The following is a 13,704-nucleotide window of genomic DNA, read 5'->3' as shown; positions in this document are numbered from 1 at the left end:
TCCTTCCCCCGTAAACGGGGGAAGGGAAAGCTGAGGCCTCCCGCGCTGCGGTTGTTACACCGACAGCGTGCGTCCGCCATCCACGCGCAGCACCTGCCCGGTCACGAACGGCGCATCGCGCAACAGCCACAGCACCGCGCTGGCCACGTCTTCGGGCGTGCCGGCGCGCTGCAAGGGCGTGCGTGCCAGCATGGCCTGTTGATCGTCATAAGGCTTGCCGTCGCTCGGCCACATGACGGCGCCGGGTGCCACGCCGTTGACGCGTACCAGGGGCGCCAGATCCAGTGCCAGCGAACGCGTCATCGCCGCCAGCGCGGCCTTGGCCATGCAGTACAAGGGGTGGTTCGCCAGCGGCCGCTCGGCATAGATGTCCAGCAGATTCACGATGCCGCCGCGCGCCTCGCGCAGCGCCGGCATGGCCGCCTGGCTGAGGAAGAACGGCGCCTGCGCGTTGGAGGCAAACAGCTCGTTCCATTGCGTCGGCGTGGCCTCGCCCACGGGGGTGGGGTAGAAAGCGGAAGCGTTGTTGACCAGCGCATCGAGCCGGCCGTAATGCGCCAGCAACGACTCGACCAGCGCGGGCAGCGCGGCGGTATCGGCGAGCTCGCCCTGCAACAGCAAGGTGCTGCCTGCGCGTTGCCGTTCCAGCGTGTCGGCCAGCGCGGTGGCCTCGGCGGCGGAGTGGCGATAGTGCAGCGCCACGTCGTAGCCGGCCGCATGCAGCGTGTGCGCGATCACCGCACCCACGCGGCGGGCGGCGCCGGTGATCAGGACGACGGGACGTTCAGTGGGTGACTTCATGCATCGGTTCCACGGCGATTCGACCGACAGCTTGCCGCAAAGCCCGGCCGGGCGTCACCGCCACGCTGCGGCCACGCTCATTCCGGCGTGGGCTTGCTCGGTTTCCGGCTGACCCTCTTGTGCGCCGCGCCGGCCGCCTTGCTTGCGCTGCCCACGACGTTGCGCGCTGTTTTGGCCGCCTTGCGCGCGGTGCCCGCCACTTTGCGTGCGGCGCCGACGACGGACTTCTCCCCGCTGCTGCGCGACGGTTTCGCTTTCGGCTTGGCCGGCGCGGCGCCATCACCGTCATCAGCCTCATCTTCGACGGCGATCTCGCTCTCGAACATCTCGATCGCCGTTTGCGCCACTTGTCCCGTGTCGTAGTACGCATACGCGCCCACGCCCAGTGCACCGATCACCGGCAGCCAGCGCGAGAGGCCCTTGTTCAAGGTGCGCTGGGTGATCTTGACGCCCACCTGGCGCGCCACCCGCTGCGCCACGCTGTGCGACATGCGGCGGAACACCAGCCGGTCGCCCATGCGCACCACCAGGTCGCGGAACGCCTGCGCCGCGGTATGCCGGAACAGGCACCACAACATCTGCTCGCGCCCCAGCGTGGCGTGCCGGCCGTAGGCGGCGGCGATGTCGCTGACCATCTGGCCCTGGATCTTCCAGATCGCCACCAGCTCCGGCAGCAAGGTCAGCCAGCCCAGCGGGCCGGGCGGCAAGGCCAGTGAACCGGCCGCCAGCGCCGCGCGCTGGGCCGCGCGGGTGGCGAGCTTGCGCGCCTCGCTATCCGGGTCGGTGCTGTGGCCGATGCGGCTCGCCGGTACCTGGCTGACGAAGTCCAGCACGGCCTGCGCGATGCGGCCGTGGTCGGTGGGCATGAGGGTGGCGGGAACGTTTTCGCTGCGACTTGGCATGCGGACTCCGTGGCGGCGTGCCGGTGTGGACGCACTCACTCGCCAGTGTAGGCACGCGACGTGAAGCGCGGGTGGCGCCACGGGCTCGCAGGAGCGACTTCATCGCGATGCCTTTCGTTGGCTGAACCAGAAGCATCGCGACTGAAGTCGCTCCTACAAAAAGCAGGGCTTCCCGGTGGCCCGTGACTTGCGGCAGGGGGCGCTTGCGATTGAATAGATATGTTATAACATAACAATAAATCTCCCCGCCCCACTGGAATCCCTGATGAAACCTTCCCTGCTCGCCGCGAGCCTTGCCGTCGCGCTGGCCGTGCCGTCCGCCCGCGCCCTTGCGGCCGATGCGCCAGTGGCAACCGCGCTGCCCCAGGAGAGCAATGCGCAGAATCTCAGCGTCATCGACGTGTCGGCAGCGCTGGACCAGGCGCGCAACGCGCTGTCGCCCGACACCGGCAGCAGCCAGTACGTGATCGACCACAAGGCCATCGCGCAACTGCCGCTGGGCGCCTCCACGCCGATGAACCAGGTGCTGCTGCAGGCGCCCGGCGTGGTGCAGGATTCCTACGGCGGCCTGCATGTGCGCGGCGATCACGCCAACCTGCAATACCGCATCAACGGTGTGATCATCCCCGAGTCGATCTCCGGCTTCGGCCAGACCCTGGACACGCGCACGATCCAGACCGTGAAGCTGCTCGACGGGGCGCTGCCGGCACAGTACGGCCTGCGCACGGCGGCCGTGGTCGACATCACCACCCGCAGCGGCCATGACCTTGGCAACGGCGGCAGCGTGGGCATCACCGGCGGCTCGTTCGGCACGCTCAATCCGAACGCCTCGATCTGGGGCAACGCCGATCGCTGGAGCTGGTTTTTCACCGGCAACTACATGGAAAACGACGCCGGCATCGAAAACCCCACCGCCAGCCGCAAGCCCGTCCACGACCACACCAACCAGGCCCGCGGCTTTGGCGACATCAGCTACCTGATCAACGACACCACCCGCCTCAGCTTCCTGTTCGGCGTCAGCAACAACCGCTTCGAAATCCCCAACAACCCGAACCAGCAACCCGAGTTCGGCTACCTCGATACGGTGGATTTCAATTCGGCCGATCTGAACGAGCGTCAGCGCGAAAACACCCGTTTCGGCGTACTGGCCCTGCAAGGCAAGGTGGGCGCGACGAACTATCAGGTGTCACTGGGCCAGCGCTACACCAGCGTGGCCTACAGTCCGGACCGGATCGGCGAACTGATGTTCAACGGCGTCGCCTCCGACGTCGGCCGCAGCAATCGCGCCAGCACGCTGCAGGCGGATTTCGCGATGCCGATGGGCAGCAGCCACACCTTGCGCTACGGCCTTTACGGCAGCTTCGAGCGCGCCGCCAGCGGCAACGATGCGTGGGTGTTTCCCGCCGATGCCGACGGCAACCAGGCCAGCACCACGCCGCTCAACATCCTCGACAACAGCCGCCTCATTGCCAAAACCTGGTCCGCCTACGTGCAGGACGAATGGAGCCTCGGCGAAGACTGGACGCTGAACTACGGCCTGCGCGGCGACCAGTACCAGCTGACCCGCACCGAGAGCCAGTTGAGCCCGCGCCTGGGCCTGGTATGGCAGGCCAGCGACAGCACCGTGGTACATGCCGGCTACGCGCGCTACTTCACGCCGCCGGCCACCGAGATGATCGCCAGCAGCAACATCGCCAAGTTCGATGGCACCACCAACGCGGTGGCCGACAGCGGCAACAACACCCCGCTGGCCGAGCGTTCGGACTACTTCGATGCCGGCATCCAGCAGACCATCGGCACGGCCTGGACCATTGGTGTGGACGCGTACTACCGCAAGGTGCAGCGGCTGCAGGATGAAGGACAGTTTGGCTCGGCGCTGGTCTATTCCACCTTCAACCTGGCCGACGGCCGCGTGAAGGGCGTGGAATTCACCACCAATTACGCGCAGGGGCCGCTGTCGGCGTACTTCAACGCCTCGCTGGGCAAGGCTATCGGCAAGCGCATCATCACCAGCCAGTACAACTTCGATCCGGCTGACCTCGCCTACATCGACAACCACTGGACCCTGCTGGATCACGACCAGAGGCTGACCTCGTCCGGCGGCATCCACTACGCGTTGAACGATCGCACCAAGGTCGGCGCCGACTACCTGTTCGGCAGCGGCCTGCGCAAGGACGGCGACGTGCCCAACGGTGCCTCGCTGCCGGCGTATTTCCAGCTGAACCTCAACGTCGCGCATGACTTCATGCTGGGTGACAGCGGCAAGTTGCACACGCAACTGGCACTGCTCAACGCGCTCGACCGCAGTTACGCGCTGCGCGATGGCAGTGGCATCGGTGTCGGCGCCCCGCAGTTCGCCCCGCGCCGTGGCGTCTACCTCAGCGTGCAGAAGGATTTTTGAGGAGCCGGGAACAGGGAATGGGGAAGAGGGAATGGCAGGAGCGGTGGGCCGTATCCACTATGCTTGCGGCGCTATCACCACCCGTCAAAGCCGATGCCTTCCCGACTCCCCGAACCCAGCGCCGACGAGCGCGCGCATTCCGACCATCTGCTGCAGCTGCTGCGCGAGATGATCGCCTCGCACGGGCCGCTGCCGTTTTCGCAATACATGGAGCGCTGCCTGTACGCGCCGGGGCTGGGTTATTACAGTGCCGGCCGCACCAAGTTCGGCGCCGCCGGCGACTTCGTCACCGCGCCCGAGCTGGGGCCGTTGTTTGCGCGCTGCGTGATCCACGCGTTGCAGCCCACGCTGGCGTCGCTGGGTGACGAGGCGGATTTCCTCGAGCTGGGCGGCGGCAGCGGTGCGTTTGCCGAAGCGGCCCTGCTGGCCTTCGCGGACAGCGGCACGCTGCCGCGTCATTACCTGATTCTTGAGCCCAGCGCCGACCTGCGCGAGCGCCAGCGCGAACGCCTGGCCGCCAGCTTGCCGGCCGAGCTCAACGCCCGCGTGCGCTGGCTGGATCGTCCGCCCGAGCAGGATTGGCGCGGCGTGCTGTTCGCCAACGAGGTGATCGACGCGCTGCCGGCCACCCGCTTCACGATGCGCGACGGCGAGGTGTACGAGGAGTACGTGGCGCTCGATGGCGAGGGCCGCCTGATGCGTGTCGATCGTCCCGCCGATGCACTGGTAGGTGGCGCCGTGCGCCATGTCGAGCGCGACATCGGCAACGAGTTCGCTGCCGGCTACCGCTCGGAAATCCTGCCGCAGCTGCCGTACTGGATCCAGGCCGTGGCCGGTTCGCTGGTGGCGGGGCTGATGCTGTTCATCGACTACGGCTACGTGCGCCGTGAGTTCTACCTGCCGCAGCGCGACGACGGCACGCTGATGGCGCATTACCGCCACCATGCGCACAACGATCCGCTGTACCTGCCGGGCCTGAACGACCTCACCGCCTCGGTCGATTTCACCGCACTGGCCGAGGCCGGCAACAGCGCCGGCTTCTCCGTGGCCGCCTACCTGCCGCAGGCGCAGTTCCTGATCGGCGCCGGCCTGCAGGCCATCTTCGAGCACGAGCAGGCGCAGGCCGCCGACGAACATGCGCGCTACCGCCTGTCACAGCAGGTCAAGACCTTGATGCTGCCCGACCAGATGGGCGAGCGTTTCCAGGCGATGCTGCTGGCGCGCGGACTCGACGTGCTGGCGTTGCCGGCCGAGCTGATGGCGGCCGACCAGGGCGGCCGGCTTTGATCAAGGCGATGGACGTCCAGACGTCCATACGGCTTCGTTGGCATGGGTCCTGGGTGGCGCTGGGTGGGGCGATCATGCTGTTCGTGCTGTGGATGGCGCTATCGCCGGACCCGGGCATCACCTTGTCGTTCACCTACGGTGACAAGCTGCTGCATGCCACCACGTTCTGCTGCCTGATGGGCTGGTGGGGCAATGTTTACCGCGGCCATCGCGCACGCGCTTGGACCGTGTTGGGCTGTCTCGCGTTCGGATTGTTCATCGAATTTGCGCAGTGGCTGGACCCGCCACGCGATGCCAGCAGCTGGGACGTGCTGGCCGATGTGGTCGGCGTGTTCGTGGGGTTGCTGTTGCTGCGCACGCCACTGGCCCGCGTGCTGGCGGGCATCGAAACGGCTGTTGGTCGCAGGCGCGCCCGGTGAGGGGTCAGCGCGCCCACACGCCTGGCGTCATCGCCTGCCGCTACTGGCAGCCGCGGCAGGCGCGGTGACGGTCGGTGGTGTCAGTGGCTGCACCGGTAGGGCGTCGTCCGGCCGGCGCACCAGCTTGCCGCGTTTGAACAGGTCGCTGGCGACCTGGTAGTAGGCGATCGTCTGGGCGATCTGCTCCTCGTTCTGCGGTGTGATGGCGGTGCCGTCGCCGGTGACGTAATCGGGTTTCATCTGCTCCAGCTTGCGGCCGGGTTCCAGCACGGTGAGCACGTCATTGTGCAGATAGCCCAGCTTTTCGTAGGTGGCCGGGAAGGCGCGTTCGCGGCCCGGTTCCAGCTGGAACACGTCGTAGCCGAAGAAGCGCGAGCGGTAGCTGAAGTCGAGCAGGCCCAGCAACGTGGGGGCGATGTCGATCTGGCTGGTCAGCCGTTCGACCCGCTGCGGCTTGATGTGCGCGGGCGCGTAGATCCACAGCGGGATGTGGTAGCGGTTCACCGGCACGCTGGTCTTGCCCGCGCTGGAGGCGCAGTGGTCGGCGGTGATCACGAACACGGTGTCGTTGAAATACGGCTTCGCCCGCGCCCGCTTGATGAAATCACCGATCGACCAGTCGGTGTACGCCACCGCGCCGGCGCGGGTGTGCTCTGCCTGCTTCACCCGGCCTTCGGGGAAGGTGTACGGGCGGTGGTTGGAGGTGGTCATGATGTGCAGGAAGAAGGGTTTTCCCGCCGCGTGGATCTGGTCCATCTGGCCCAGCGCCAGCGTGTACATATCCTCGTCAGCCACGCCCCACACGTTTTCGCTGTGGATCGTGGCGCTCTTCGGGATGTCGCGACGGTCGACCGTGCGGTAGCCGTTGCTGCCGAAGAACTGGTTCATGTTGTCGAACTCGCCGTAACCGCCGTAGACGAAGTCCGACTGGTAGCCGCGGTCGTTGAAGATGTCCGCCAGCGAGAACAGGTTTTCGTTGTGCTTTTCCTTCAGCAGCGAGTCGCCGGGCGTGGGCGGCACCGACAGCGACAACGCTTCCAGCCCGCGCACGGTGCGCGTGCCGTTGGCGTAGAGGTTGTCGAAGAACATGCTCTGGCCGACCAGCGAGTCGAGATACGGCGTGATGCCTTCCTTGTTGCCGAACGTGGCCAGGTAATCGCCGGACAGGCTTTCCACGCTGATCAGCACCACGTTGAGGTGCCGCTCCGGCCCGGCATGGCGGATCGCGCGGGTGAGGTCGCGCGGGTCGTCGCTGACATAGGTGGCGTCGGGCGTCTTCAGCATCTCGCGTACGCGGCGGAACGCTTCGTCCTCCGGCAGGGTGCGGTAGAACTTCGCGTAGTCGAGATGGCTGCTGCGGAACGCGTTGAAGAACTGGTAGATGCCGTTGCCGGCGAGTTCGTTGACGTAGTTGTTGCCGGTGCGGTCCTTCATGCCGCCGTTCACAGCGGCGACCGAGATGATGGTCAGCACCAGCCACAGCAGCGCCACCTTGCCGCGCTGCCAGAAGCGGCTGCCGTCATCGCGCGCGCGCAGGCCGCGCCGGCTGATCGCGAACAGCACCAGCGCGCCGACCACCAGCAGGGCCAGCCAGCGGCCGATCGGATACGACTCGCGGATATTGCCGATCACCTCGGTGGTGTAGACCAGATAGTCCACCGCGATGAAATTGAAGCGCACGCTGAACTCGTTCCAGAACACCAGTTCGGACGCCGCCACGAACAGCAGCCCGTACAGCAACAGCAGCGCGAAGCCGTACAGCACCCACTGGCCGGCACGCGAGGTATAGGTGAACGCGGTCAGTGGCAGCACGAACAGGAACGGCAGGATCGCCGGCCAGGTGGTCCTCAAGGTGGCGTGGTACATCAGGTGCAGCACCACCAGGCAGAGGGCGCAGGTCAGCACCAGCGCGGCGGCGCACAGCAGCCAGCGCCACAGCCCGTGCATGCGTCCGGTCCGCGTCGGCACCAGCCACAGGAACAGCACCATCGGCCAGGCCACGTAGATGAAGGTGATCAGGTCGTAGCCCAGCCCGACGCCGAAGGCGTAGAGCAGGTTGCCCGGCGTGTGCGGCACTTCCGCGCCGGACATCACCAGCAACACCACCCGGGTGACGAACGCGATCGCCAGGAAGACGATGCCCAGCCACAGCAGCGGGCGGAAGCGCTGGCGCAACGTTGAAGAGGGCGGGTAGGTGCGCGACACGGGCAGCTCCAGCAAGCGTGGGGTTGATCGGCGTCCCGGGCGGGCGATCAGTGTTGCGGCTTTATAGCGCGATCAGCTTGCTGGAAGCTTAGTTTTCACCGTGGCGATGGCGTCGATGCGCGCCCGCTCCATCGCCGCGCCGATGGCCGGCCCGGCCAGGCCTTGCGCCACGAACGCGGAAGCATTGACGGCGGCGGCCGCGGCGCAGGCCTCGCGCAGGTAATCCGCTTGCGGGTAAGCATCGTCCTGATGACCGAGGCGGCCGCGCTTGTCGGCCATGCAGGCGGCCAGGAAAGCGTCCAGTCGCGCCGGGCGCCGCAAGGCATCCAGCGAGGACAGCAGCTTGGCCACGGTGGCCGGTTTCAGTTCGAACGCGCGATGCGCATTCAGATGCTCGCGGCACACCGCCTCGGCCAGCGCCGCATGTTCGGTGGGCACCTTCAATCGCGCCGCCAGCTGGCGCAGCGGGGCCAACCCGCGTTGTTCGTGGCCGATGTGGCGGGGCAGCGCATCGGCCGGCGTCAACGCCTTGCCCAGGTCGTGGGTGAGCGCGCAGAAGCCGACCAGGTCGTTGCGCGGCGCCAGTTTCGCGGCGGCATCCAGCACCATTTCCACGTGCACGCCGGTGTCGATTTCCGGGTGGAACTCGGCGCGCTGCGGCACGCCATACAGCGCATCCACCTCGGGAAACAGCACGCGCAGCGCACCGGCTTCGCGCAGCACGCGCAGGAAGGCCGAAGGTCGCGGCTCGGTCAGCGCCTTGCGCGTTTCCGCCCACACGCGCTCCGGCACCAGGTGATCGACCTCGCCATCACGCACCATCTGCTGCATCAGGGCCATGGTTTCGGCGGCCACGGTGAAACCCAGCGGCGCGAAGCGGGCGGCGAAACGGGCCACCCGCAGCACCCGCACCGGGTCTTCCACGAACGCCGGCGACACGTGGCGCAGCACCCGCGCCTCGATATCGCGCACGCCATCGAACGGGTCGGTCAATGCGCCGTGTTCGTCGCGCGCGATCGCGTTGATGGTGAGGTCGCGGCGCGCCAGATCCTGCTCCAGCGTCACCGTGGCGTCGGCCTGGAACACGAAGCCGTGATAGCCGCGGCCGGTCTTGCGCTCGGTGCGCGCCAGCGCGTATTCCTCGCCCGTGTCCGGGTGCAGGAATACGGGAAAGTCCTTGCCCACTGGCCGGTAACCCAGCGCCAGCAGGTCGTCCGGCGTGGCCCCGACCACCACGTGGTCATGGTCCACCACCGGTCGGTCCAGCAGGGCATCGCGGACGGCGCCGCCGACAAGATAGATACGCATGCCGCGATCTTGCCACGCGCCGCGCATGCGCATCGTCATGGTGTTCAGCGGGCGGCGTAGATGAAGCCGTCGTCGCTACCGAAATACACGCTGCCGTCGTGCACCGCGGGCGACGAGTAGACCGTGCCTTCGGTGGACACGTAGCCCAGCAGTTTGCCGGTGGGTCGGTCCAGCGCCACCAGCTCGCCATCGCATAAGCCCACGTACACAGCCTTGCCGACCACCACCGGCGAGGAAAACACGCGCCCGCGGGCATCGAACGACCATTGCTGCTCGCCGCTGGCCGCATCGATCGCCAGCACGGTATGCGCATCGGAGGTGCCGACGTAGACCGCGCCGTCGGCCACCGCGGGGCTGGAGATCACCCATGAGCCCTGGTTGTCGAACGCCCAGCGCTTGGTGCCGGTGCGGGTATCCAGCGCGTAGAGAAAGCCATCGCGACTGCCGAAATACACCGTGCCGCCGGCCACTGCGGGTGACGATTGCAGTTCGCCCAGCGGGAACTGGGCATTGCCCGCGGTCTTGAACGTCCAGCGCGGTTTGCCATTGCGGGCGTCCAGCGCGTAGAGCTTGCCATCCATGCTGCCGGCGTAGACCACGCCATCGGCCACCGCCGGCGTAGCGCGCACGCGGGCCTGGGTCTGGAACGACCACAACGGCTTGCCGTCAGCCGCGGCGAGCGCGTACACGCGGCCATCGGCGCTGCCCACGTACACCACGCCGTCGGCCACGACGGGCGAGGACTGGTAGAAATCCCAGCCCATGTACGGCGGCGGCAACGGCTTGCCGGTGCGGAACGTCCAGCGCGATTTGCCGCTGGCAGCGTCGACGGCGTGGATGGTGCCGTCGCCGGCGGCGACGTAGACCGAGGTGGCATCGGTGGCCGGCGAGGAGGTCAGTTCGCCGTCGGTGTGGAACGTCCACTTCTTCTTGCCGTCGACCGCGCCCAGCGCGTACAGGTTGCCGTCGTGGCTGCCGACGTAGACGGTGTCGTGTGCCACCACTGGGCTGGAGCGGTTCAATCGACCGGTATGGAACTTCCACGCCGGCGCGATGAGCTCGGGCGCGTCGGCATTCAGCAGCGCATCGCGCCAGCCACTGGTGGCGCACACGCCACTGCGCTCGGGGGTGCAGCCGAACATGCCCGCCCGCGCCGCCGACGTGCACAGCACGCCGCCCCACGCCACAGTGGCCAGCACCAGCATTCGCATCCAGGAGCTCGATGACATTCGTGTAAACCCCTTCAGGTGGTTCCCGGCAGACGGCCTGCCGAAAAGTGCCCCACTGTGTGGCAGGCGCCTCAGCGGCGCAACGAACGCGCGGCCGACAGCCGTCGTTGCCGCGCGGAGGCCGTCAGCAGCCGTGGCAGCCAGGGGGCGAACGCCTGTGGCGTGATGCCCAGCATGGCGTAGCCGTCGTTCTTGCCCACGGAATCGGTGCGCAGCGAGCGGAAGTTGTCCAGCGAGAAGGGTTTGCCCGGCAGCAGTTCGGCCAGTTGCGCCTGCAGCCGGCCGAGGCCGTCGGGCAACTCGAGGATCGGCGTACGGCGCCCGCTGGCGTCGCGGATCAGTCGCACGATCTCGCCCAGTGAAAACACATCCGGCCCGTAAAGCTCGAAGCCGCGCTGGCGGCCGAGCGCCGGGTTGTCGACGCAGCGGGCGATCGCCGCGGCCACGTCGCCCACCCAGGTCGGCGCCAGCCGCGCCTGGGCGCGCGCCAGCGGCAGCACCGGCAGCTGGCGCAGCAGACGGCCGAACCGGTTCACCAGGCCATCGCCTTCGCCGAACATCACGCTGGGCTGGTACAGGGTCCAGTCCAGGCCGGACTGGCGCACGCGCGCCTCCATCTGGCCGCGCGATTTCAGGTAGTTGGACAGGCCCTGGCCGGCCTTCAGCGCGCTCATCTGGTGCAGTCGGGTCACGCCGTTGGCGCGGCAGGCCTCGATCACTTTCTCGACCAGTTCCACGTGCACGTGCTCGAAGCTGTGGATGCCGCGCGGGTTGAGGATGCCGACCAGGTTGATCACGGCATCGGCGCCGGCCAGTTCGCGCTGCAGGACAGCCGGATCGTGCGCGTCGGCGCTGCGCACCTGCACCCCGGGCAGCACGCCGAGCTCGCGATGCTGCTCGCGGTTGCGGCTCAGCACCACGACGCGGTGGCCGTCGGCGGCCAGTCGCGGCACCAGGTGGCGGCCGACGAAACCGGTGCCGCCGAGCACGACGAGTTGTTGGGCGGGCATGCTCAACGTCCGTCAGCCGAGGTGGCGATCGGCGCGGCGGCGGACGTTGCCGCCGCCGGTGCCGTGCTGGCCGGGCAGCTGATGGCCTTGCGCGCGGCGTTCGCCGCCGCTGTCGCATACGGCTGCCCGATGGTGCTGAGGCGGGTCGTCAGCGGAATCACGGTGCCGTTGAGGCGCCAGTCGTAGATCACGCTGAACGCCATCACGCGGGCCACGTATTCGCGCGTTTCCTTGAACGGGATGCTGGCGATGAAGACGTCCGGCGCCAGCGTGCCGCGCGCGGCCAGCCACTGGTCGACGCGGTTGGGGCCGGCGTTGTACGCGGCGCTGGCCAGCCATGGCGAGCCGTTGAAGCGCGATGCCATATGGGCCAGATAACGCGTGCCCAGCGCGATGTTGGTGACCGGGTCGTAGAGGGTGTCGCCGCCGCCCCAGCTCATGCCGTTGCGCCGTGCCACCAGCGCGCCGGTGCTGGGCAGCAACTGCATCAGGCCGCGCGCATCGGCGCCGGAGCGGGCGTCGCTCATCCAGGCGCTTTCCGCGCGCAGGATGCCGTAGGCCCAGGCCGGGTCGATCCCGGCCGCCTCGGCCTGCGGCACCAGGCCATCCTGGCTGGCCAGCGGAAAGCGCAGGTCGTACAGGCGCAACGCGTCGCCGCTGCTGAAGGCGAACACGGCGCGGTCGTACCAGCCACGCTGGTTGGCGAGCGCGGCGGCAACCCGCACGGTGGCCTGGTCGGCGCCTTGCAGGGCACGGTTCCATTCGCGTCGGGCCGGCTTGGGCAGGTCGACCGCGAACAGCTCGAACGCGCGTTGCAGCCCCGGCAGCGTCAGCAGCGATGCCTGCGCCGCGGGATCGTCGGCGAGCGTCAACGGGCAGATCGCGTACGGCTGGCCAAGCGCGTCGGCGGCAAGGAAACCGAAGAAGGTCGCTTCGTCCGCCAGCGCCCGGAATTGCGCCTGCGCCTCGCCGGTGCTGCCCTGCGCGGCCAGCGCGCGGCCGCGGAAATAGCGCCATTCGCCGTCCTCGCGCAGCGTCGCCGGCATCGCGTCGATCGCCGCGATCACGGCCGGCCAGTTCTGCCGCGCCAGGGCCACGCGGGCGCGCCATTCGTAGGTGCCGTCGGTCTGCGCCGCGGCAGGCAGGGCAATCAGCCGCGCCAGCGCCTGGTCGTCGAAATCGGTGGCGTGGAACAAGGCCAGCGTGGCCAGGATATGGTTGCGTTGCGCTTCGCTGAACGGGAAGCGGCCCTGCAGCGCCTGCCACGCCGCATCGGCGGCGGTCGACTGGCGCCGTGCCAGTCGCGTCAGCGCCAGCGTGACCGCGCGGGTATCGCGCGCGCTGGTGCTCCAGTTGGGCGCGGCCGCCACCGCGGCGGCGGGATCGCGCCAGGCCTGGGCCAGATGGAGTGCGGTGGGTCGGTCGGCGGTCGGCAGCCACGACGCCAGGCTGGCGACCGTGCCGGCCTTGCCCGCCTCGGCGGCGCGATCGATCCGCTCCCACAACCGCGCCGTGGTCAGCAAGCCCTGGTCGTGCGCGGCATTCAGCACCGGGTCGCAGGCGCCGGGCAGATCGGGCTTGGCCCACAGCGCGGCCAGATCACGCTGGAAATCGAGCGTGCCGCCGCTGGCCAGTCTTGCCTGCAGTGCGTCGCAGGCCAGCGCATCGCCCAGGCCGGGTTGGTACAGCGCGGTGAAGCCGGCCCAGTCCTTGCGCCGCGCCAGTTCGCGCAGGAAGTCGCGGCGCAGGTCAGCGGCGGGGATGAGGTCGGGATAGCTGGCCAGATAATCCTCGACCGCCGCGCGGTCGATCAGGCGAATGTCGTGCTCCAGCGCCGCCGCCGGCAGGTACGGATACAGCGGGTAATCGTGCAGGCTGGCCGCCAGCGTGCGCCAGCTGGGGTCGCCCTGGCTGGCGGCGGCGTAGGCCTGCTTGAATGCGATGCGCTGCGCATCGGTGGATGCCGCGGCCTGCGCCTGGGGCATGGTCAGCAACGCGCCGGCCAGCGCCAGCAACCCGCAGAAAAAGCGCCGTGGCGCTGCACTCAAAAACATGGAAGCTCCTCTTCGGCCGATCCCCAGTGTAGTGGATGCGCCCCGCACCGCCGCCGTGAAGGCCTTGGCGCCGCGCTGTTAAACTGGT

10 protein-coding genes are annotated in these 13,704 nt (G+C 68.3%); 3 read left to right on the top strand and 7 right to left on the bottom strand.

Going from position 1 to position 13,704, the window contains the following annotated elements:
- Positions 1-54 precede the first annotated feature (54 nt).
- Together ASD68_RS14455 and ASD68_RS14450 are read right to left on the bottom strand one after the other, a co-directional pair.
- Complete coding sequence (locus ASD68_RS14455; RefSeq protein WP_056607985.1) at positions 55-801, bottom strand: pteridine reductase; 747 nt, start codon at positions 799-801, stop codon at positions 55-57.
- A gap of 77 nt (positions 802-878) precedes the next feature.
- Entirely contained in the window at positions 879-1,703 is an 825-nt protein-coding gene (locus ASD68_RS14450; RefSeq protein WP_056607982.1) for a hypothetical protein, read from the bottom strand.
- Between the two features lie 265 nt (positions 1,704-1,968).
- Here ASD68_RS14450 and ASD68_RS14445 point away from each other — a divergent pair, with 265 nt between their 5' ends.
- The 3 genes from ASD68_RS14445 to ASD68_RS14435 all read left to right on the top strand — a co-directional run bounded on the left by ASD68_RS14445 (position 1,969) and on the right by ASD68_RS14435 (position 5,810).
- Positions 1,969-4,104, top strand: a complete 2,136-nt coding sequence (locus ASD68_RS14445) for a TonB-dependent receptor (protein ID WP_056607981.1) — start codon at positions 1,969-1,971, stop codon at positions 4,102-4,104.
- Between the two features lie 93 nt (positions 4,105-4,197).
- Positions 4,198-5,391, top strand: coding sequence for an SAM-dependent methyltransferase (locus tag ASD68_RS14440; protein ID WP_056607979.1), 1,194 nt, complete (start codon positions 4,198-4,200; stop codon positions 5,389-5,391).
- Between the two features lie 8 nt (positions 5,392-5,399).
- The gene (locus ASD68_RS14435) at positions 5,400-5,810 is read left to right on the top strand and encodes a VanZ family protein (RefSeq protein ID WP_056608104.1); all 411 of its coding nucleotides are present in this window, start codon (positions 5,400-5,402) and stop codon (positions 5,808-5,810) included.
- Between the two features lie 27 nt (positions 5,811-5,837).
- Here ASD68_RS14435 and ASD68_RS14430 read toward each other — a convergent pair whose 3' ends face one another.
- The 5 genes from ASD68_RS14430 to ASD68_RS14410 all read right to left on the bottom strand — a co-directional run bounded on the left by ASD68_RS14430 (position 5,838) and on the right by ASD68_RS14410 (position 13,616).
- Positions 5,838-8,015, bottom strand: coding sequence for a sulfatase-like hydrolase/transferase (locus tag ASD68_RS14430; RefSeq protein WP_235578753.1), 2,178 nt, complete (start codon positions 8,013-8,015; stop codon positions 5,838-5,840).
- Positions 8,016-8,087: 72 nt separating this feature from the next.
- Complete coding sequence (locus ASD68_RS14425; protein WP_056085139.1) at positions 8,088-9,323, bottom strand: multifunctional CCA addition/repair protein; 1,236 nt, start codon at positions 9,321-9,323, stop codon at positions 8,088-8,090.
- 44 nt (positions 9,324-9,367) lie between these two features.
- Positions 9,368-10,534, bottom strand: a complete 1,167-nt coding sequence (locus ASD68_RS14420) for a PQQ-binding-like beta-propeller repeat protein (RefSeq protein ID WP_162247421.1) — start codon at positions 10,532-10,534, stop codon at positions 9,368-9,370.
- 89 nt (positions 10,535-10,623) lie between these two features.
- Positions 10,624-11,562 carry a complex I NDUFA9 subunit family protein gene (locus ASD68_RS14415; protein WP_056607972.1) on the bottom strand — a complete coding sequence of 313 codons (939 nt, stop codon included), beginning with the start codon at positions 11,560-11,562 and terminating at the stop codon, positions 10,624-10,626.
- Between the two features lie 2 nt (positions 11,563-11,564).
- Positions 11,565-13,616, bottom strand: a complete 2,052-nt coding sequence (locus ASD68_RS14410; RefSeq protein WP_056607971.1) for a transglycosylase SLT domain-containing protein — start codon at positions 13,614-13,616, stop codon at positions 11,565-11,567.
- Positions 13,617-13,704: the final 88 nt, after the last annotated feature.

Origin of the sequence: Rhodanobacter sp. Root627 (assembly GCF_001427835.1) — a bacterium.
GTDB lineage: Bacteria > Pseudomonadota > Gammaproteobacteria > Xanthomonadales > Rhodanobacteraceae > Rhodanobacter > Rhodanobacter ginsenosidimutans.
This window is presented reverse-complemented; position numbering and strand designations above follow the sequence as displayed.